Source organism: Paenibacillus chartarius (genome assembly GCF_042432825.1).
Taxonomy (GTDB): Bacteria; Bacillota; Bacilli; order Paenibacillales; family NBRC-103111; genus Gordoniibacillus; species Gordoniibacillus chartarius.
Genome location: NZ_JBHLWN010000076.1, coordinates 95,509 through 115,839, shown reverse-complemented (window position 1 = coordinate 115,839; position 20,331 = coordinate 95,509). Strand labels below are relative to the sequence as shown.

The window sequence follows — 20,331 nt, the reverse complement described above, 5'->3', positions numbered from 1 at the left end:
AAGCGCGTAAGGGGATGACCGCATGGCGTGGCTTCACGTTCGTTATCATTCAGAGGTACTGCGTATGCCTGTCTCGATGGAGGTGCTTATACCTCAGCCGGGGCATACCCGTGAGGCCGGCAGCTTTCGCGGGCCGTACCCGGCGCTCTATCTGCTTCATGATATGGGCGGCGGGCCTACGTCTTGGCTGAGACGCACCAGCGTCGAGCGGTATGCGGAGGAGCGTTCGCTCGCCGTCGTCTTGCCGGCCGGTCATAGGGGCTGGTATACCGATATGGAACGGGGAAGGGACTACTTCCGTTTCCTCACGGCGGAGCTGCCTTTGCTGTGCGAATCGATGTTCCCGCTGTCGAGCTGCCGGGAGGACCGGTTTATCGCGGGAGCCGGAGCGGGAGGGTACGGCGCTTTGAAGGCGGGGCTGCTGGCCGCGGATACGTTTGGCTTGGCGGCTTCATTTTCGGGAGATCTTGACGTACTGCGGGTGTATGAGGAGCTTGAGCCAATTACGGCGGAAAACATCTTCGGTTCCGGAGAACAGCTGCCGGGAAGCGGGCACGATTTGTTTGCGGCGGTGCGGCGGCTTGCGCAATCCGGCGGCCAACGTCCGGATATGCGGATGTGGTGCGGGAGCGGTGACCGCAGGTACGGGGAGCATATCCGCTTCGCGGCACATGCGGCTGAGCTGGGGCTGCCCGTCTCCTTCAACGCCGTTCAAGGCGGCTGCGGGGGATGGAGTGACTGGGACGAGTGGACCAGGCAATTCGTTGCCGGGCTTCCGCTTCCGATGCCGGCCGATAAGAAAGGAGCGTAGCCGCGATGGCTTGGATCGAGACGCATTTCCATTCCGAGACGCTTGGCATGGAGATGACGGTTAACGTAATTTTGCCGCAGACGAGCCTCGCCGTAGCGCCGGACCGCAGCAAGCTGAAGACGTTATGGCTGCTGCACGGCGGCTCCGGGGACGATACGGCTTGGCTGCGGATGACTGCGGTCGAGCGTTACGCGCTGGCTTACGGCATCGCCGTCGTCATGCCTGGCGGATTTCACTCCTGTTTTACCGATATGAAGCATGGCGGACGGTTCCATACGTATTTGACCGAAGAGCTTCCTGCGGTGATCCGGCATTTGTTCCCGCGGTTATCCGCCCAGCGCGAGGATAATTACGTGTCGGGCTTCTCGAACGGAGGATACGCCTGCTTGAAAGCCGGGCTGGCCCGGCCCGACCTGTATGCAGCGATCGGCGCCTTTTCGGCCGGGGACAAGTCCGACGTCGCGTTCGTGGACGACGGTTCGCCGCGGGCTAAAGAACGGATGATGCTGTTCGGCGACGGCGACATGAAGAATACGGACAACGACCTGCAATATTTAGCCCGGAAAGCGCTGAAGAACGGGGCGGAGCTGCCTGCGATTTATCATGCGTGCGGCAGTTTGGACCCTTGGCTCGATCTGAATGTGATATTGCGCGAGTTTTTTACAGGCTTGCCGAACGATCCGTACCGCTATCAGTACCGGGAAGCGGAAGGTCTTGGGCATACGTGGGAGTTTTGGGATGCCGAGCTGCCGCGATTCCTCGATGGGCTCGGGCTGGAGAAGGATAAGAACCAATATTTTGCGTTGTAGACGTTGGGAAGACGTTTCCCCGCTCACGAACTTATGGCCCGCTGCCATGCTGCAGGGGGTCTCTTTCTGTTGAAATGTACTTGCTGACTCGATCAACCTTGAAAATGTTCCTAAATTATTCACGTTTGCAATTCAATTAACTATTGCGCACAGGAGATTGTATCTATACAATTAGACTAAAAAGTTAGTTTAAATTCATGGAGGCCGATCGTATGAAAAAAGTGGGTATCGTAGGAGCAGGTCTAGCTGGTTTGGTAACAGCGGCTTTATTAGCGAAAAGAGGAAACCAGGTCGTGATTATGGAACGTTCGCCGATTCTAGGAGGCAGAAGCCATGTCATTTCAAAGAATGGGTTTACAATGAGTTACGGCGCCCATGCGGTTCTGGCTCCCAAACAAGAACCCCTGCGGTCTATTGTTCGCGAGCTTGAACTGCCTATGGCGTATAGGAAGGCGAGCTTGTCCAAGTTCAAATTGCTTATGAACGACAAAGTGATCTCCAGTCCGCTTGGCTTTGGTGCGCTTACCTCACCCGCGATTACGGGATTGTTCAATCATATGCTATGTTTGAAGCAATTTTATCGGATGGTCAAGCAAGCTCCGGTATTTCCTCAAACGATGTCCGTTGGCCAATGGATCCGGGATCATGTCAGCAACCCGGAGATCGCCAAAGTTCTTTCCGCATATGCTGCTTTATCGGTCTACGACGGCGCACTCGACTTGTACTCGATGAACCGTTTCGTTGAATTAACCGCCCGTGAGTATGAAAAAAATGAGCCTCTAAGCTACATGGGGTATGATGTTCTTTTGGAGGAATTGCAAAAAGCGATTACGAAACATGGCGGCAGCATTCTTTGCGGGAAGCTAATCTCGGACCTTATCGTTGAAGCTGGTCAGGTAAAAGGCGTCGTATGTTCGGGAGAACGGGTTGAATTCGATGAAGTTGTGCTGAACATTCCACCGAAAGAGTTAAGTAAGCTGCTAAGCCATCCATCCCTTGCGGACGAGTTCGCCGGCTATGCATCACAATCGGCTCATTATGTATTCGTCTATGATCTCATGCTTTCCAAGAGGCTTCGCGGCGATATAGGTAATTTGCTGGATTTGGACGGCGGCTTCTATGTGAATGACTACGGCTTAAACAATCCCTCATCCGCTCCAGCTGGGGGACAATTACTCAACGGCCTGAAGTTTTTGACCGAACAGGAACAGCTGGACGACACCCACGCGAAGGAGTCTCAAACCCGATTTGAGGCTTTGCTCAATAAGGTATACCCGGGTTGGGATAACTACGTGGTAAGCAAACGAATAATAAACAGAGCTATGGTGAACGGTATCGCCAGGAGAACGAATGCCAAGCTGCTGCCGCTGCAAAGCCGGGCCGTACGGGGATTATATTTGGTCGGAGATTCTACGGAAGGTTCGGGAGCGCTCGGAATGCCTTGCTATGATAGTGCGAAGAAGGTCGCTGATCTGTTATCCTAAACGAACTAGGATATATGGTCTTTGATGGAGGAATGCATGAATGAGCCAGGGGAAAGAAAAAATTTTGCAAACCGCCTTACAGGAATTTGCGGAAAAAGGGTATGACGGCGCACGAATCGATCATATTTCAAAAATTGCGGGCGTAAACAAGGCATTAATTTATTATCATTTTAAAAGCAAGGAAGAATTATTCACGGCGGTTATTAACGATTTGTTCGAACAAGCGGCTTCCGTCTCCATTGAACCAACAGGAGCATCCGTTCGGGAAAACTTGGCTCAAGTCGTGGAGCATTTTATCGATTTTCTTCATCGAAACCCGTATTTCGTGAGGATTATGGACCAAAGCGTCGCGCAAGATCGAGACATCTTTCAACAGCTTCATCACCAAAATATCTTCTTCGAGACGGTGATGGGAATGTATCTCCTTGGCGTTCAGACCGGCGAATGCCGAAAGGTCGATCATCCTGAAGATTTCGTCGTCAGCTTGCTGGGTGCGGTTTATTTTTATTTCTCCCATCACAAGGCGGTTCGGAAGTTTTACGGGAATATCTCCGAAGAGGAAATCATCTCGATCCGAAAAAAAACGATGAGAGACATGATCTCGAGGCTGATTTTTTATGACCCGAAGGAATCCTCAATTAATGAATTCGGACATTTTGTACCGTAAAATCATCGCGTTCAAATAATTCCAAATGAAACCAATAATGTCTTATTGAAGTAAAACACATCCTTTTCTATAATGAGCCCATTCCTACCTAAAGGAGGCTCAATTTGATGAACAAGTTGTGGATCATGAAAACGATGGGAGCATTGCTGCTGACCTCATCGTTGTTTGCGGGAGGCGGGAGCACCCCGGCGGAAGCGAAGGTGAGCAACTTCAAGTTTGATTTTGGCGACGGACCTGTGGAAAAAGGGTATATCGTCGTCAGCGCATCGGATGGATATTCGGCCGAGAAGGGCTACGGCTTTGCCACGCCCGAGCATATGCGCAACGTTCCGGCCAAGGGCACGGGGGTCGGGGCCGATGCCGTCCAGTTTCTGCAGTTCGGGACCAAAAGCATGAACACCTTCAATGTCGACCTTCCGAACGGGCTCTATGAAGTAACCGTTACTTTGGGCGATACGGCAAGAGCCAGCGTAGCGGCCGAAGGTGTATTTCAGATTATCAATATGACCGGAAACGGCGCTGTAGACAAGTTCCAAATTCCGATCACCGACGGACAGCTCAATCTGCTCGTTACCGAAGGGAAGGCCGGTACGAATTTTACGCTGAGCGCGCTGGAGATCGACAAGCTGTCCCATCATGCGGTAACGAACCGTACGATCTACATCGGCGGCGACTCCACCGTGGCCAACTATTATCCGCTGGCGGCCAGTATCCAGGGGGGCTGGGGACAAATGCTGGAGCAGTTCGTGGATCCGAAGGAGTTTGTCGTGCGCAACATGGCTTCCGGCGGACAAATTGCGAGAGGCTTCCGCAACGACGGACAACTGGAGGCAATTCTGAAATACATTAAGCCGGGAGACTATTTTATATTACAGCTGGGCATCAATGACACCAATCCGAAAAATAACACGACCGAGGCGGAATTCAAGGAGATTATGCGGGATATGGTACGTCAGGTGAAGGCAACCGGAGCCACGGTCGTGCTGTCTACGCCGCAAGGCCGAGCGACCGACTTCAACGCCGAGCAGCAGCATTCCTCCGAAAACCGCTGGTACCGGCACTCGATTGTTGGCCTGGCACAGGAGGAGCAGGTGCCGCTGGTCGATCTGAACGTGATTAGCTCGGCATATTTCACGTCCATCGGTCCGGATGAGACCCGCTCTTTGTACATGACGGGAGACAGCCTTCATCCGAACCGTGCAGGAGCGATAGAGCTGGCTCGTCTCGTGTATGAAGAGCTGAAACGGCAAGGAATGGACGGCTTTGTGGAGAAGAAGGAGAAGGAATAACGGACTTTCATGCAGGTGCTGATCTGAAGAGGTCGGCACTTTTTTTGTTGTATAGCGTTTGATTCGGCATTTACGTGATTTTCATACGAACCCAACGAATTTATAGGTATGTCTATAAATTTTTAAGGGTTCGTTTTCTTTGCCCCTCTATAATGATCACGAAAGACCCGGGAGGTTCTGCATGCGCTCGGCCCGGTGCCTTATTTCTTGGAAAAGGAGAGATGATTACTGAGATCAATTACGGATTGCCCTCGCTGCAGACGACGATCCGGCTTCTGCGAATCAACTTTCAATCTGTGCGGGCAGAGCCAACGTGTTACCACTTAAATATGGAGGTTAAACCAAGATGGTCAACAAATTGAAGGCAGTTACACGTATCACTTTGATCGCTTTGGCAGCATCGTTCAACTTGGTCCCGGCAGCGAATGCAGCGGTCATCAATCATGATAAAATAGTAGGATTCGCAGAAGTAACGCCCACTACGACAACTCAAAAAGCGGAGAAGCTGTTTCAACCGACTTTGAAGGTTACGAACGGTTGTGTACCTTTTCCAGCCGTGGATGCGCAGGGGAATACAAGCGGCGGGTTAAGTCCTACCGGAGGATCCGATGCAGGCTGCAGCTCCAGCACCGGGCAAGTGTACTCGCGTTCGACATGGTACAACGGGGTGTGGGCAATTATGTATGCCTGGTATTTTCCTAAAGACGAACCTTCATCGGGAATGGGACATAGGCATGACTGGGAGTCGGTGGTCGTGTGGATTGATAACCCGGCTGCTGCCAATCCGAAAATATTGTCGATCGCGGCTTCCCAGCACGGGAAATTCCCCCAAACGGCTCCTAGCAGTACAAATACGAATGGAACTCATCCCAAGATCGAATATAAGAGCATTTGGCCGCTAAACCATGCCTTATACACGACTAGTCAATCGGGCGGAACACAGCCGTTAATCGGATGGGACGATTTACCTTCGGCAGCAAGGAACGCGTTAAATACAACTGATTTCGTTGATGCGAATGTTCCTTTGAACGACGCGAATTTTATGAATAATATAAAGAGCGCCTGGTATCAGTAAAATACGTATAGCGGTAGCCCCTTCGTGCGATAGTGTGCAAAGGGGCTTTTTCATACGATAGCGTTACTGAAAAAGGAAGCACGGGATTCGAATAGCAGTAACTAAAATACGAGGCTATATAGACATTATCTATAAGCTTTATACACATTATATATTAGACTTATAAGACTTGATGCCATACGATGTATGTACTATTAATGCCGTAGGAAGAGGGGGGATCGGATGCCCGTATATGCCCCTTTATTGTCAGACAGCTGCGAGGTATTAATAGTAAATTACATCAAGAGCGAGGTCATAAGTATGAACGCCGTTGCAAGAGTAAGCAGTTTTGTAGGGAGAACATTTTCTCTGTGGGTTATCCTGTTTGCTTGTCTAGGATTTTTTTACCCCGCGGTCTTTATACCGCTTAAAGGGTATATTTCTGTTTTTCTAGGCATCGTCATGTTCGGGATGGGGCTTACGCTGTCATCCGCGGACTTTCGTGAAGTTTTCCGCCGTCCGCTCGAAGTGTTGATCGGCGTTGTCGGCCATTATATCATTATGCCGCTGCTCGCCTATGTGCTGGCGATTGTGTTGAAGCTTCCGCCAGAAATTGCAGTCGGTGTCATTCTTGTCGGCTGCTGCCCGAGCGGGACTTCCTCCAATGTAATGGCGCTGCTTGCCAAAGGCGATGTTGCGCTTGGGGTTTCCATCGCTTCCGTCTCTACGCTGATCGCACCGCTAGCAACGCCTGCTTTAATCAGTCTGCTTGCAGGACGTTGGATGCCGATTGATGGCGGAGCTCTCATCAAGGATATCTTGATGGTCGTTATTTTCCCTATTATTCTTGGTGTTATCGTCAAAAGTTTGTTTAGAAAACAAGCAGAAGCAAGTGTTACGGCACTTCCGCTCGTATCCACTTTGGCGATTGTCATTATCGTGGCTATCGTAGTGGGGGGGAGTAAAGCCAAAATTGTGGAAAGCGGTTTGCTGATTTTTGCAGTCGTTATTTTGCACAACGGTCTCGGGTATTTGCTAGGTTACTTGTTCGCCAAGCTGTTCCGCATGAATCTTAGCAAGCGCAAGGCCATTTTGTTTGAAACCGGAATGCAAAATTCGGGTCTTGGCGCTACGTTGGCATCGGCTCATTTCAGCCCGATCGCTGCTGTTCCAAGTGCCATTTTCAGCGTATGGCATAACATTTCCGGATCCTTGTTGGCAACTTGGTTTGCGCGCCGCGCCGAAAAAGAGGATCTGAAGCTGGACCATTGACCCAAAATCCGATGGCGTACGATAGCATGCAAAAAATCCACTCCCCATTGTGAGAGTGGATTTTTCGTTCATTCGTATTACGATGTTGAAGCCAATGGAGCGTCGCAACGAAGCGCCGGCCGATAGCGGAGAAGCACCAAAGTGTAGATGAGAAACAGCGCTGTCAGTAAATAAAACACGGCCGCAATGCCAACTTGGCTCACGAGCAGTCCGCCGAGCAAGGCTCCGCTCACGTTGCCGACGGAGTTAAAGCTGGAGTTGTAGCCCTGCGCCGTACCCTGAAGCTCTAATGGCGTTAAGTGGCGCATCAGCGACATGACCGAGGTGATCAGTCCGCCGATGCTAATTCCCGTAAGAAATCGAGCCACTAGTAAGGACCATGGGTCTTGAATGAGAGCTTGGGGAACGTGCAGGATTCCCATAACGATCACGCTGGCGATCAGGATCCGGCCGTGCCCGATCCGGTCGCCAAGCCGGCCCAGCACCGGTGAGGCGATCATCATCCCTAGCCCTTGCGCAGCAAACATCAGCCCGCTGATCAGAGACAGCTGCTCCGTCACATTGAGCATTTTCAGGTAGAGCGGGAGAATCGGGCTGATGCTTTGCAAGCTGGCCGACATCAGGAAGCCGCACAGCATCAATTGCAGCAGAACGGGGGATTCCGAGATCATCCTCTTGAACGTCACTGGAGCAGCGGATTTCCGCACCGTAGCGCCGGAGCCGGCAACGCGCTGCTCGCGGCACAAAATCAGGACAAGCAAAGCGGCAGCGGTCAGACAGGCTCCCGTAATAAAGAACGAGCTGCGCATTCCGAATGCCTCCGCTAGAACACCGCCGATCAGAGGACCAAGCAGCTGACCCAGCATATTGCCGGTTTGCACCGTGCCGACGGCATGGCCGATATGCTCCTTCGGCGTCTGTATCGACAGCATGGTTTGCGCTGCCGGAAATACCGCATTCGCCAGTCCGAACACAATCCTTAGCGCCAATAGGTGAAGCGGAATCAACGCGAAGCCCATCGCCGCCATGACGAGGCCCATGGCGATACCGGAGAGGACGATCAACCGTTTTTGACCGTAGCGATCCGAAATTTTTCCCCAAAACGGGGACATCAGCGCGATGACCACATGATTCACGGCAAAAATGACGGAAGCCCAAACGGCAGCCTCCTTCACATCGGTAACACCCAGTTCCTGTACATAGATGGCGAGAAACGGAACGACCATTGTGATGCCTGCCGACGTTAGAAATAAACAGATCCAGAGCAGCCACATTGTGCGCTTCCACTCCTGCGGGGCCGGCTCGGGCCGCACCGCTGCCGTAGCATGTCCTGGATTTGTATGCTCTCGGGACTGAACCTCCATGCTGCTTCGCTCCTATTCGTCATGCCGTCCGATTGGTATTGCAATACTTCCATAGTACTGCACCCTCACCGGAAAGGAAAGCTGGAAATAAATCGTTCCTTATACCCTTAAGCCCGTGCATGTTTTCCGGGAAACATAGTATGAAGAAACCACTTTAGTCTTTGAATGCGGTTGCATAAAACTGAAGATATGGCGCATCAATAAAAAACAGCGGCAGCTTTGGACTTTGCTTTCCAGCCCATAGCTGTCGCCGCTGCTATTAATATACCCTATACACATTTTCACATTCTTTTCCGGTCGGCTCATAAAAACAGTGAAGCTTGTAGCGTCCCACATGCGGCTGATTATACCAGTTTGCCGGACAGGGCAGAGGGGATTGGGCCGTCCCCGGCCGAAAATACCAAAGGGAAAATTTACCCGGCCAAAACCGCTCTCCATTCACAACCCGCCGTGCCAGACGCCGTTCTTGCTCCCTTGCTTGTTGATAGAACATACCGTGAAGCAGCGCTTCAAACGCATGGGGCTGGTAGATCATTTGGGGGATTGTGCGGAGTCCTTTAAAATCCGAACAATTGGCTCTTATCCGGTTAATGCCTACATTTCCGACAAGGAGCATACCTAATTCCCCTTCGCCCACGGCCTCGGCTCGAAGCAGCCTTGCCAACAGGTCAATATCCCGCTTCCTGGCTTTCACGACAGCCATCGGCTCACCTCTCATCAGATGATCTAGAGCCATCATATTGCAGCTGAATTGGATGTATGACAGAGAGTTTGATTTTACCGTATCGAAACATTCGATCCCGCGAGCTGCTGCGTTACCAGGAAGCTTCGATCGACTTCGTCAGCATTTCAAGTACATAGACGCTTGCTTCATCCCGATCGGAAGTGAGGGGAGGGACGTTCGAAGCTGGAGCTGAAGCGGCTGAGTCTGGATTCCGACCTTCCGTTCTGCCGGAACCGCTGATCGAACAACCGGATATAAGAATGATCAGTGCGTTGTATGGTTGATACCATGATATATTCGTGCACGGTCGGTTGATTTCCTCCGCCTGTTCTTTACCCTGTCATAAGCGATAAATAAAAACCATCCGACCGCACGTGTTCGCGCCGGTTCGGATGGTCTTGTGGCATTAGTTCAGCGTTAGATAGGAGCTATGAACATACCCCGTTTGCGTGCTCGAATATTTTACTTGATACCAAACGTCCGTTTTACCTGTAATTTCAACCGATTGTCCATAGAGGTAAGAGGCTACGATGGAATAAGCAGTATCCGGACCGCTTCTGACATTCAATTTGCTTGCCGTAACTTTGCCGTACACCTTCTCCGTCACTACCGTGATCCGGGCTGCAGCGCTGGAGGTGTTGGCGTTATCGTCCGTGGCTTTGATGAGCACGTCATAGACGCCGTCATTGAGCGGTGCGGAATCGATCGTCAGTTTATAGCTTCCGGCATTCTGAACGATTGGCGGAGCCAACGGCTTGATATTGCCGCTTTGGTTACGCAGAACGACTTCAACTTGAGCTTGCTCATTCGTAGAATATTGCAATTCGGATTTGGCGTTCAGCAGCGCTGTTTTCTTCAGTGTCGCGGTCGAAACCGTCACATTCGAAATGACCGGAGCGTAACCATCCCGAAAGGTGATGGCTGCGCTCGCCTTGCTCGCGTTTCCTGCTTCGTCAGCCGCTGTCAGCTCAATGGTGTATGTGCCTAGTGCGAAGCCCAAGCCGTTAAAGGAATTTTCATTCGGGCCCGACTGCTTCAGCTCGCGATCCACCAGCACCTGAGCAGCGCCCGCCTGGTTGATAAGCTTCAGGGTGACGGCTGCCGGTTCGTTCAAGCTGTAACGGAGAATGGAGCTATTCGTTCCGTCTACCTTTAAGCTAGGCGGAGACACGTCCAGCGAAGAAATCGCGGGAGCCGTTCCGTCCAGCAGCTCGATGCTTGTCGAAGCCGAATGGGAGAGCCCGTTTCCGTCAACGGCCTTCACTTCGATCGTATAGGCACCGAACGGCAGGCCGCTGCCATCCCATTCGAAGCTGTGGAGACCGGCCGGTTTGACCTCATTCATCAGCAATGATTTGACGGGGGCGCGGGAGCTGTCCAATACGTTGATGCTTGCGGCGGACGGCTTATTTAAGTTAAAGCTCACGAATACCCTGTCCAGACCATTGACGGATAAGGAGGATGCTGATGTGGTTAAGCCGGATAGCTTCGGGGCTAAACCGGAATAGGCAGACCTCCAAAAGCTTTCGTTCTCGAAGCCCATTCTCCACACGGAGATTCCGCCTAAGCTGTATTTGTTCGCCAGCTCGGTTTTCAGTTCGATGCTTTTGTCGTCTTCATACCATACCACGTGCTTGCTGCCGAGAGCGTCCGTATACGTCAGCGTTGGAGACTTCTCCGTTTCGTTCCAGACAGGCTGTGCGTGATAGGTTGAAAGCAGGCCGGGGATGCTTTTCCACATGACGGCTTTATGCCCGGTATTCGTCGTCACATTCCAGTCGTAGCCGTAAGCCGGCAGCCCTAGCAGCACCTTCCGGCTCGGAATTTGGGATACGGCGTACTGAATGGCTTTCTCGAACCACGGATAGCCGGCTACAGGCCCTGGAGGGCCCCAGCTGCCATTTTGGTCATAGGACATTAATTGAATTTTATCAGCGGTTTGGCCTAACGTGTAGAAGTCGAACGCCCCGGACCAGCTGCAGGTCGTACATTCATTCGTCTTGGCGGTTACGGATACGATGACTTCCAAACTTTTGGTTTTCGCTACTTGCGTCAGTTCCTTAACGAAACTGTTAAAGAGCTGCCGGTCGGCTGCGTACATATTTTCAAAATCTAGGTTGACGCCTCGATAGCCATTGTTCTGCGTTAATGTGAGGATATTGTTGATCGCTTTTTGCCGCAGGGCCGAGTCGGACAGCACCTTTCGGGTTAGATCGGGCTCGAAGTGATTTTGAATAACAGCGTAAGTATTGATGTTTTTGGATTTGGCTGTGTTTACATCCGCTGCAGGCGTTCCGCCTGTAATCGAACCGTCTATTTCAATTTGATACGTGATGACCCCCATATCCTTGAGATAGGTTCCGAATGTTTGTAGTGAGGTCGAACTGCTTGAATTGACGTAGAAGCCCATGACGGATTGCTTGGTTAATTCGGCGTCGGCGGCGCTAACGGTCGAAGCGTATAACGAGAAAAGCACAGAAGTCAATAATGGCAGCGCGAGGATCTTTGTTCTCATCGTGATGTGGCCCCCTATGCCCATGCAATTTGGTTACTTCATGCTGCTTCCGCCGAACAGAAAGCGGTATTCCCATTGTTTTCCTTCGATTAGATCGGTACGGACGCCGCCCGATTCCGGGGAATACGTATGCAGGACCATGCCGTCTCCCAAATAAATACCTGTATGTGTAATCGTTTCCGTCGACTTGTCGATCGACGCATAATCCGACGCGCGGGATCCCTTGTAGGACATAAAGAACATCAAGTCGCCGCGCTTCAGCTGTTTCCAGTCGGTCGTTACCGGTCCGAGGCTCTTTACATATTCGCCTTGTTCGCGCGAGTCGCTTGGAATCACTTCACGTGTCGCATCCCAGCGGGCTTGCTGTAACAGGTCGGAGCAGTCGAAGGTTGCGGTGTCGAACCTCTTGGAGCCGAATTCATAAGGAACGCCGGTATACTTGAACGTTTCCGCAATGACGCTTTCGATCCGTTCGGCCAGCGGGAGCGTTACGAGAGTAACAGAGAAATCGGTAATGATATATTTGCTGCTCGAGCTGACGTAGCCGACCACGCCGGTGGAGTCGACCGCCTTGTACCAGCTGTCATTCACCTTTTCCAGTACCAGCACGTCCTCTCCGGCGCGCAGCATGCGGATGCGGGTGGCATCCGTCGAAGGACCGGTGCGGAAATTAACGCCATAGATGATTTCGGCATTGCTGATAACCGATATGTATTTCTCGTTCGTAGAGACGAAGCCGGTAACGCCTTGCGCGTCACTCACCTGATACCAATAAGGATTGACGATCTGCAGCACGGTCACGATCTCGCCTGTTTTTAAATAACGCATAACGCTGCTGGACGTGTTCGGCTGATCGCGGAAGCTGACGCCGGATACAATCTTCGCTTTGGTCGTCACTTCGCTTGCCGCATGGGCGGCAGGTGCAGCGAAGGACAGCAGCAGAACCATTACGAGCAATAAACCATTCCATTTTTTCATGTTGATACCCTCCATAGATGAAATAACCCTTTCTCTGCCGAAAGGGTTATCCTGGGACCCTCTTTCGGTAGCTGGCTGGCATCGTGAACGGTCGTCCTGCGGAAGCCCCTCTAGCTTTGCGCCGCTGGCTTTCGCCAGGTTTGCCTTTATCGCGAGATGAATGTATTGGGTTTGTGTCCTAATTATAGTTTGTAGGAGGAATTGTCGAAAATAGGAGAAATTCAGTAATTGTTGTCAGTTCTATAATGGCGGCGTTCAGACTATTGACTGCGCAATATGGATATATCTACCATGCGGGTAAGAGTCTAGAGCACTATTTATTGGCACTAACAAGCGGGGAGCGTGCTTGCGGCAGCTCCTCTTTTTACCATTTCGGAAAGTTAACATTTGCAATGCGAAATGGGCTTTCTGCCCAAGCCTAGCGGTTTCCGAAACCGTTATTTTGCTCTTTAGGGGGCGGCTTCATCGTGTAGAGGATTATGAGGGAGTTAATGTTGAGAAACAAGGTATAACCATGCAAGATGACAACGAGCGTCTCGATGGCGCCTTCAAATTCCGCTAAATTGCTGGTGAACCGAGTAACCCACAAAATAGCGCTCTCACCTACCGGTAAACTCAGCGTGCTTTGCACGAGAAGCGAATCCGGTCCCGCCGAGCATCGATCTTGATCCAATAGACAAATTTGTCGTAGCATCGTCTATATGTACATACAAGTAGGAGGGATGATATAATAGCGATATTTCCAATAAGGCTATGATGCTGACCCTCCGGGAGTGAACCATCCTATGGACAAGACGGTCCCTAAACATATTCGACTCAAGCAAGAAATTAAATCGTGGATCGACAACGGCACGCTGCGCAGCGGAGATCTGCTGCCGTCCGAGAACGATATCGCGCAGCGCTTTCAGATGAGCCGCCAGACGGTTCGGCAGGCGCTCGGAGCGCTCGAGCAGGAAGGCTTGCTTAGCCGCCAGCAGGGGAAAGGTACGTACGTTTCCGAAAGCTTTACCCCAGCCCAAACCGCCGAAGCGGAATTCACCGAACCCAAGACGATCGGCGTACTGACGACCTACATCTCCGATTACATCTTCCCGCACATCGTACGCGGCATCGAATCGGAGCTGCGCCGCCACGGCTACCGGCTCGTTCTGTCCAGCACCGACAACGACAAAGAGCGGGAGCGCGAAAGCCTGGAGATGCTGCTCCGCGAGCCGCTCAGCGGGCTCATTGTGGAGCCGACGCGAAGCGCGCTGGGCAACCCGAACTTCTCGTACTATGCCTCTCTCGACTACAAAGGCATTCCGTACTTAATGATCAACGAGACGTACCCTGAGCTGAACTGCCCGTATGTCAAGCTGGACGACGAGCTGGGCGGGTATCTCGCCGCGGAGCATCTGCTGCGGCTCGGGCACCGCAGCGTCGCCGGCTTCTTCAAGACGGACGACATGCAGGGCGTGCAGCGGCTCAAAGGGTTCCTGCGGGCTCACCACGAGCTTGGCGTACCGCTGCGGCCGGAGCTCATCGTGCAGTACAAGACGGAGGATAAGCAGCATACGCCTCACCAGGCCGCGCTGCGGCTGCTTGCCGAGAGCGAGCAGCGGCCGACAGCGTTCGTGTGCTACAACGACGAGCTTGCCGTAAGGCTGCTCGATGCAGCCCGCTCGCAAGGGCTAAGCGTACCGGGGCAGCTCTCGCTCGTCGGCTTCGACGACTCTCCGCTGGCTACCGCAACCGAGGTGAAGCTGACGACGCTGGTCCATCCGAAGACCGTCATGGGCGAAGCGTCCGCCCGTCTGCTGATCCAGATGATCGAGCGCCGCCGCACAACCGGCACAAGCCGGGAAGCCGAAGGAGGGGAGGATGCTACCGTCGAACCGATTGTGTACAAGCCGGAGCTGGTCGTCCGCGAATCGTCCGCACCCCCGGCGGGACAAACTTAGAAAAAAATAGTAGCCTAACATGTATGTACAAGTTATAATAGAGGTAGTCGCACTGTTGCGTACCTTTTGCACGGAGCCCGCTGAGGAGTGCGAGCTATTTTAACATAGGGAGTGTGTCGTCCTTGCTCGAGGATTTGAAGCAAGCCGTACTGGAAGCGAACCTGGAGCTGCCTAAGTACGGTCTCGTTACGTTCACCTGGGGAAATGTAAGCGGTATCGACCGCGCCTCCGGACTTGTCGTCATTAAGCCAAGCGGTGTGCCTTACGAAGATTTGAAACGGGACGACATGGTAGTCGTCGACCTGGAAGGCAGCGTCGTGGAAGGCAGGCTGAAGCCGTCGTCCGATACGCCGACGCATGTGGTGCTGTACAAGGCGTTCCCGGCGATCGGCGGCATCGTCCACACTCATTCGCCGTGGGCGACGAGCTGGGCGCAGGCGGGGCGGGCCATTCCGGCGCTCGGCACGACGCACGCCGACTATTATTACGGCACGATCCCGTGCACGCGGGACATGACCGAGGACGAGATTAAAGGCGCTTACGAGCTGGAAACCGGCAACGTGATCGCCGAGACGTTCCGCGAGCTGGATCCGACGATGGTGCCCGGCGTTCTGGTCAAGAGCCACGCTCCGTTCAATTGGGGCAAGGACCCGCACGATGCCGTACATAACGCGGTTGTGCTCGAGGAAGTGGCGAAGATCGCTTTCCACACGCTGCAGCTGCATCCGGGCATCGGCTCCATGGATCAAGCGCTTCTCGACAAGCATTTTCTGCGCAAGCACGGCAAGAACGCCTATTACGGCCAAACGAAGGGTTGATCATTGATCGTACAAGTAAGCTCTCATTACCATTTTTATGATCCTTAGGAGGGATTTCCATGTTCGATATGACAAAACACCAATTTTGGTTCGTCACCGGCAGCCAGCATCTGTATGGTCCGGAGACGATCGAAGAAGTCGCTTCGCATTCGCGGGAAATGGTCGCAGGCCTGAACGCCAGCGGCAAGCTGTCTTGCCCGGTCGTATATAAGACGGTGCTTACGACTCCTGACGATATTCGCCGTCTGTTGATCGAGGCGAACTCGGATGAAGCTTGCGCCGGCCTGATCACATGGATGCACACCTTCTCCCCGGCAAAAATGTGGATCGCAGGCCTGAGCGAGCTGCGCAAGCCGCTGCTGCACCTGCATACGCAGTACAACCGCGACATTCCGTGGGACAGCATCGATATGGACTTCATGAACACGAATCAAGCGGCGCACGGCGACCGCGAGTACGGCTTTATCGGCGCCCGCATGGGAGTATCCCGTAAAATCGTTGTTGGCTACTGGGAGCATGCCGACGTGCAGAGCCGCATCGGCTCCTGGATGCGCACCGCCGTCGCTTTGCAGGAAGGGCGCCGTTTGAAGGTGGCCCGGTTCGGCGACAATATGCGCCAGGTAGCCGTAACTGAGGGCGACAAGGTGGAGGCGCAGATCAAGTTCGGCTGGTCCATCAACGGCTACGGCGTCGGCGATCTGGTCGCGCGCGTCAATGACGTGTCGGAAGCCGAGATCAATGCTCTGATGGACGAATACGAGTCGCTTTACGACATTGCGCCGGAAGGCCGCGAGGCCGGCGCCGTGCGCGACGCAATCCGTTATCAGGCCCGCATCGAGCTTGGACTCAAGGCATTCTTGGTTGAGGGAGGCTTTGGGGCGTTCACCACTTCGTTCGAAGATCTTCACGGTTTGCAGCAGCTGCCGGGTCTCGCCGTACAGCGTCTCATGGGAGCGGGCTTCGGCTTCGGCGGCGAAGGCGACTGGAAGACGTCGGCGTTTACCCGCATCATGAAGCTGATTGCAGGCAACGAAGGCACTTCGTTTATGGAAGATTATACGTATCACTTCGAGCCGGGACGCGAGCTTGTGCTCGGATCGCACATGCTGGAAATTTGCCCGACGATTGCAGCGAACAAGCCGCGCATCGAAGTGCATCCGCTAGGTATCGGCGGCAAGGCCGACCCGGCGCGCCTTGTATTCGACGGTCAGGCCGGACCTGCTCTGAACGCTACGGTCATTGATCTGGGCAACCGCTTCCGTCTGCTGATCAACACGGTCGACGCCGTTCCTGCGCCGCAGCCGATGCCGAAGCTGCCGGTTGCCCGCGTCCTGTGGCAAGCGCATCCTTCCCTGCAGGAGTCGGCCGAAGCTTGGATTTTGGCTGGCGGTGCGCACCACACCGTGTTCTCCAATAAAGTAACGGTTGAACAGCTGATCGACTGGGCCGATATGACCGGCATCGAATATGTGCTCATCGACCGGAATACGAGCGTCCAACAGCTTCGCCGCGAGCTGCAGTGGAGCGATATCGCCTGGAAGCTGAGATAAGCGGAAGCAGCCCATCAAATGGCCCTTCCCTCATAGATGGGGGAGGGCCTCTTTACGGAAAAGGAGGGACTTGGTATGAGTATGGAAGTGAAACAGGCGATTCAGAACGGCAAAACCGTTCTTGGCATCGAGCTCGGTTCTACCCGGATCAAAGCGGTTCTGCTCGGCGAAGACCACACTCCGATCGCAACCGGCAGCCATGCTTGGGAGAACAGCTATGTGAATCAGATTTGGACATACAGCCTGGACGATATTTGGAAGGGCGTGCAGGACAGTTATCGGCAGATGGCCGCCGAGGTGAAGCAGCGGTACGGCATTCCGCTTCAAACGATCGGAGCGATCGGCTTCAGCGGGATGATGCACGGCTATATGGTATTCAATCAGGCGGGTGAGCAGCTCACAGCGTTCCGCACTTGGCGCAACAATATTACCGAGCAGGCCTCCAAAGCGCTGACCGAATTGTTTCAATATCAGATTCCCCAGCGTTGGAGCATTGCCCATCTGTATCAAGCTATTTTGAACGGAGAAGAGCATATCGCCCGGATTGATTACTTGACTACTTTGGCCGGCTATATCCATTGGAAGCTAACCGGACGTAAAGTAATGGGAATTGGCGAAGCTTCCGGCATGTTCCCGATCGATCTGAATGCGAAAACGTTCAATGCGACTATGATCCGGCAATTCAATGATGCCATCGCGGCGCAAAACCTTCCTTGGAAGCTTGACCATATTTTACCGCAAGTTCTTGTGGCGGGTGACGACGCCGGCGTTCTCACCGAAGAGGGAGCCAAGCTGTTGGATGTGAGCGGGGAGCTGCAAGCCGGCATACCGCTTTGTCCGCCGGAAGGGGATGCCGGAACCGGCATGGTTGCGACAAACAGCGTTGCGAAGCGTACGGGGAACGTGTCTGCCGGCACATCCGTGTTTGCCATGGTTGTTCTTGAACAAGAATTATCCAAAGTGTACACCGAGATCGACCTGGTCACTACGCCTACCGGCAATCTGGTGGCCATGGCCCATTCCAACAACTGTTCTTCCGACCTTAACGCATGGGTGGGCTTGTTTGACGAGTTTGCCAAAGCCATGGGTTTCCAAGCAGATGCGAATCAATTATACGGTACGCTGTATAACCTGGCTCTCCAAGGCGACCCGGACTGCGGCGGCCTGTTGGCATACGGCTATCTCTCGGGGGAGCACATCACGCATTTTGAAGAAGGCCGTCCGTTGTTCGTACGTTCTTCCGACAGCACCTTCAATTTGGCCAATTTCATGCGCGTCCACTTGTATACGGCACTAGGCGCATTGAAAATCGGCATGGACATCCTGCTGAAGCAGGAGGCTGTGAAGCTGGATGAAATTTTGGGCCATGGCGGATTTTTCAAGACCGAAGGTGTGGGGCAGCGCATTATGGCGGCTGCTTTGAACGTTCCCGTCTCCGTGATGGAAACCGCAGGTGAAGGCGGAGCATGGGGGATTGCCCTGCTGGCCTCCTACATGATCAACAAGGCGGAGAACGAAACGCTGGAGGACTATTTGAACCGTAACGTATTCGCGGAAAAAGCGGGCAAAACGGTGCCGCCCGAGCCTAAGGACGTGGCCGGCTTCGAAGCGTTCATGGAGAGGTACACTAAGGGACTTGCTATCGAAAAAGCAGCGGTAGCGTATTTCCAATAAAACAGCCAACGTCAATAGTCGTGCTGCGAAGTACGGCTGTTGACGTTTTTTCTCATTGTCCAGTATGTTTTGTGAGCGATAACGGTTTCGGAAACCGTTATTTGGCTCGAGACTTGACGTCTATCAAGTTTAGCGGATTTTGAGGGCTTTATTTTCCAGCAATCAGGGGAAATCAAGCCCAAATCAATCAATTGACATTTGATAGAGCCGCCACAGTCCGTTATTTTCAATGAAAAGTGCGATAGCGGTAAAATAAGGCCCTCAAAATCCGTAAACAACCTGCATCAGCCACGCCAAGCCTCCCCTAAAAAGACGAGGTCACCCCTTAAACGAAACGAGAGGCTCCGGTAAATATGTACATATCATCAATATCGCTGAGCCCAATAAATTTCACGTGGAAACACGAGCGTGTGGAAAACGGCGAAAGCCGTTTCATCTATATGCCCATAGCAGAGGCGCCGTGCCGTTTTTAGTTTCGCCCGCTAGGCTTCATGGCCTGACGATAGGCACGCGGCGAGACGCCGGACAGCTTCTTAAACATTTTGCCGAAGTGGGAGAAGTTCTCAAATCCGCAGGTTTCCGATATTTGCGTGATGCCGAGATCCGTTTCCCGAAGGAGACGCTCGGCTTCCCGAATCCGGGCGATGTTGACGAACTCGCTGAAGCCGAAGCCGGTGACCTCTTTGAAGACACGGCTCAGATGGCTCTTGCTGATAAAAAATTGCTTGGCCAGCTCGTCCAGATGCAGCGGCTCTCCGAAGTGGGTGTTAATATGGCGGACGATGGCCGTCACCTTCTCCTGGATCGGAGAAAGCTCATCGCAAGGCTGATCGTTACGCTTCATCATGAGGCGCGCGGTAAACAGCAGCAGCTCGACCGCCATGTTCCGAATGTGCAGCAAATACCCATGGGGGCGTTCGTACAGCTCGTGCAGCATGGAGCCGAACAGCGCTTCGATGTGCATGCGTTCCTGAAGGTTCAGCCTGACGTGCGGATGGCCTCCGGTAAAGGGCAGCTGGAGCAGGCGCTTGTCCTCCGGCGCAAATCCGTCAAAGAAGGAAGGGCTGTAATGGACGACGACCCGTTCATGATTGGGCCTGCTCAGCTCCGACGTCTTGTGCACGACGTTGGATTCGACGAGCATCAAATCGCCGGGGTACACGCGGTAAACGGAGTCTTTGATAAAATAGTTCCTTTCCCCGCTTAACAGGTAAAACAACTCATAGGCCAAATGGTAGTGGTTCGATTTCATGGAATAGTGACCGATTCTGCGATCGAATTCGATCCATAGCGGCTCATTAAGCGATCCGAAGTGAAGCGAGTCGGGAAGGGACTGCATCGTCATGGCAGGATCCTTTCATTCATACGGACTTCATAACCCG

The 20,331-nt window shown here is 53.1% G+C and carries 16 protein-coding genes and 1 riboswitch; of the genes, 11 read left to right on the top strand and 5 right to left on the bottom strand.

What is annotated here, in order from left to right:
- The first annotated feature begins 22 nt into the window (after nt 1-22).
- The 7 genes from ACFFK0_RS19715 to ACFFK0_RS19685 all read left to right on the top strand — a co-directional run bounded on the left by ACFFK0_RS19715 (nt 23) and on the right by ACFFK0_RS19685 (nt 7,386).
- The gene (locus ACFFK0_RS19715; protein WP_377472030.1) at nt 23-811 is read left to right on the top strand and encodes an alpha/beta hydrolase; all 789 of its coding nucleotides are present in this window, start codon (nt 23-25) and stop codon (nt 809-811) included.
- Between the two features lie 5 nt (nt 812-816).
- Nucleotides 817-1,620, top strand: a complete 804-nt coding sequence (locus ACFFK0_RS19710) for an alpha/beta hydrolase (RefSeq protein ID WP_377472029.1) — start codon at nt 817-819, stop codon at nt 1,618-1,620.
- Nucleotides 1,621-1,832: 212 nt separating this feature from the next.
- Nucleotides 1,833-3,104 carry a phytoene desaturase family protein gene (locus ACFFK0_RS19705; protein ID WP_377472028.1) on the top strand — a complete coding sequence of 424 codons (1,272 nt, stop codon included), beginning with the start codon at nt 1,833-1,835 and terminating at the stop codon, nt 3,102-3,104.
- A gap of 40 nt (nt 3,105-3,144) precedes the next feature.
- Nucleotides 3,145-3,771: a TetR/AcrR family transcriptional regulator gene (locus ACFFK0_RS19700; RefSeq protein ID WP_377472027.1), complete on the top strand. Its 627-nt coding sequence runs from the start codon at nt 3,145-3,147 to the stop codon at nt 3,769-3,771.
- A gap of 122 nt (nt 3,772-3,893) precedes the next feature.
- The gene (locus tag ACFFK0_RS19695) at nt 3,894-5,060 is read left to right on the top strand and encodes a rhamnogalacturonan acetylesterase (protein WP_377472040.1); all 1,167 of its coding nucleotides are present in this window, start codon (nt 3,894-3,896) and stop codon (nt 5,058-5,060) included.
- Nucleotides 5,061-5,406: 346 nt separating this feature from the next.
- On the top strand, nt 5,407-6,135 hold the full coding sequence (locus ACFFK0_RS19690) for an NPP1 family protein (RefSeq protein WP_377472025.1): 729 nt from the start codon (nt 5,407-5,409) through the stop codon (nt 6,133-6,135).
- A 300-nt stretch (nt 6,136-6,435) separates the two neighbouring features.
- Entirely contained in the window at nt 6,436-7,386 is a 951-nt protein-coding gene (locus tag ACFFK0_RS19685) for a bile acid:sodium symporter family protein (RefSeq protein ID WP_377472024.1), read from the top strand.
- 77 nt (nt 7,387-7,463) lie between these two features.
- On the opposite strand, the gene ACFFK0_RS19680 is transcribed toward ACFFK0_RS19685, so the two are convergent.
- From ACFFK0_RS19680 to ACFFK0_RS19665, 4 genes are all read right to left on the bottom strand, one after another.
- Nucleotides 7,464-8,750 (bottom strand): MFS transporter, encoded by a 1,287-nt coding sequence (locus ACFFK0_RS19680; RefSeq protein WP_377472023.1) that lies wholly within the window; start codon nt 8,748-8,750, stop codon nt 7,464-7,466.
- Nucleotides 8,751-9,009: 259 nt separating this feature from the next.
- Nucleotides 9,010-9,453, bottom strand: coding sequence for a cell wall hydrolase (locus tag ACFFK0_RS19675; protein ID WP_377472022.1), 444 nt, complete (start codon nt 9,451-9,453; stop codon nt 9,010-9,012).
- A gap of 427 nt (nt 9,454-9,880) precedes the next feature.
- The gene (locus ACFFK0_RS19670) at nt 9,881-11,989 is read right to left on the bottom strand and encodes a glycosyl hydrolase family 18 protein (protein ID WP_377472021.1); all 2,109 of its coding nucleotides are present in this window, start codon (nt 11,987-11,989) and stop codon (nt 9,881-9,883) included.
- A gap of 33 nt (nt 11,990-12,022) precedes the next feature.
- Nucleotides 12,023-12,967 carry a C40 family peptidase gene (locus ACFFK0_RS19665; RefSeq protein WP_377472018.1) on the bottom strand — a complete coding sequence of 315 codons (945 nt, stop codon included), beginning with the start codon at nt 12,965-12,967 and terminating at the stop codon, nt 12,023-12,025.
- Between the two features lie 63 nt (nt 12,968-13,030).
- Nucleotides 13,031-13,122, bottom strand: a riboswitch (cyclic di-GMP riboswitch).
- Nucleotides 13,123-13,752: 630 nt separating this feature from the next.
- On the opposite strand from ACFFK0_RS19665, the gene ACFFK0_RS19660 reads away from it, so the two are divergent.
- The 4 genes from ACFFK0_RS19660 to ACFFK0_RS19645 all read left to right on the top strand — a co-directional run bounded on the left by ACFFK0_RS19660 (nt 13,753) and on the right by ACFFK0_RS19645 (nt 18,949).
- Nucleotides 13,753-14,907: a GntR family transcriptional regulator gene (locus ACFFK0_RS19660; protein WP_377472017.1), complete on the top strand. Its 1,155-nt coding sequence runs from the start codon at nt 13,753-13,755 to the stop codon at nt 14,905-14,907.
- A 122-nt stretch (nt 14,908-15,029) separates the two neighbouring features.
- The gene (gene araD, locus ACFFK0_RS19655; RefSeq protein ID WP_377472016.1) at nt 15,030-15,725 is read left to right on the top strand and encodes an L-ribulose-5-phosphate 4-epimerase; all 696 of its coding nucleotides are present in this window, start codon (nt 15,030-15,032) and stop codon (nt 15,723-15,725) included.
- Nucleotides 15,726-15,784: 59 nt separating this feature from the next.
- Complete coding sequence (araA, locus tag ACFFK0_RS19650; RefSeq protein ID WP_377472015.1) at nt 15,785-17,275, top strand: L-arabinose isomerase; 1,491 nt, start codon at nt 15,785-15,787, stop codon at nt 17,273-17,275.
- Nucleotides 17,276-17,350: 75 nt separating this feature from the next.
- Nucleotides 17,351-18,949 (top strand): xylulokinase, encoded by a 1,599-nt coding sequence (locus ACFFK0_RS19645; protein WP_377472013.1) that lies wholly within the window; start codon nt 17,351-17,353, stop codon nt 18,947-18,949.
- A 469-nt stretch (nt 18,950-19,418) separates the two neighbouring features.
- Here the strand turns inward: ACFFK0_RS19645 and ACFFK0_RS19640 are convergent, their stop codons facing one another.
- Nucleotides 19,419-20,294: an AraC family transcriptional regulator gene (locus ACFFK0_RS19640; protein WP_377472012.1), complete on the bottom strand. Its 876-nt coding sequence runs from the start codon at nt 20,292-20,294 to the stop codon at nt 19,419-19,421.
- Nucleotides 20,295-20,331: the final 37 nt, after the last annotated feature.

Excerpts from the sequence above, each read along its gene's own strand:
- ACFFK0_RS19715 (WP_377472030.1), top strand. The coding sequence starts at position 23 with ATGGCGTGGCTTCACGTTCGTTATCATTCAGAGGTACTGCGTATGCCT.
- ACFFK0_RS19710 (WP_377472029.1), top strand. The coding sequence starts at position 817 with ATGGCTTGGATCGAGACGCATTTCCATTCCGAGACGCTTGGCATGGAG.
- ACFFK0_RS19705 (WP_377472028.1), top strand. The coding sequence starts at position 1,833 with ATGAAAAAAGTGGGTATCGTAGGAGCAGGTCTAGCTGGTTTGGTAACA.
- ACFFK0_RS19700 (WP_377472027.1), top strand. The coding sequence starts at position 3,145 with ATGAGCCAGGGGAAAGAAAAAATTTTGCAAACCGCCTTACAGGAATTT.
- ACFFK0_RS19690 (WP_377472025.1), top strand. The coding sequence starts at position 5,407 with ATGGTCAACAAATTGAAGGCAGTTACACGTATCACTTTGATCGCTTTG.
- ACFFK0_RS19685 (WP_377472024.1), top strand. The coding sequence starts at position 6,436 with ATGAACGCCGTTGCAAGAGTAAGCAGTTTTGTAGGGAGAACATTTTCT.
- ACFFK0_RS19680 (WP_377472023.1), bottom strand. The coding sequence starts at position 8,750 with ATGGAGGTTCAGTCCCGAGAGCATACAAATCCAGGACATGCTACGGCA.
- ACFFK0_RS19675 (WP_377472022.1), bottom strand. The coding sequence starts at position 9,453 with ATGGCTGTCGTGAAAGCCAGGAAGCGGGATATTGACCTGTTGGCAAGG.
- ACFFK0_RS19670 (WP_377472021.1), bottom strand. The coding sequence starts at position 11,989 with ATGAGAACAAAGATCCTCGCGCTGCCATTATTGACTTCTGTGCTTTTC.
- ACFFK0_RS19665 (WP_377472018.1), bottom strand. The coding sequence starts at position 12,967 with ATGAAAAAATGGAATGGTTTATTGCTCGTAATGGTTCTGCTGCTGTCC.
- ACFFK0_RS19660 (WP_377472017.1), top strand. The coding sequence starts at position 13,753 with ATGGACAAGACGGTCCCTAAACATATTCGACTCAAGCAAGAAATTAAA.
- araA (WP_377472015.1), top strand. The coding sequence starts at position 15,785 with ATGTTCGATATGACAAAACACCAATTTTGGTTCGTCACCGGCAGCCAG.
- ACFFK0_RS19645 (WP_377472013.1), top strand. The coding sequence starts at position 17,351 with ATGAGTATGGAAGTGAAACAGGCGATTCAGAACGGCAAAACCGTTCTT.
- ACFFK0_RS19640 (WP_377472012.1), bottom strand. The coding sequence starts at position 20,294 with ATGACGATGCAGTCCCTTCCCGACTCGCTTCACTTCGGATCGCTTAAT.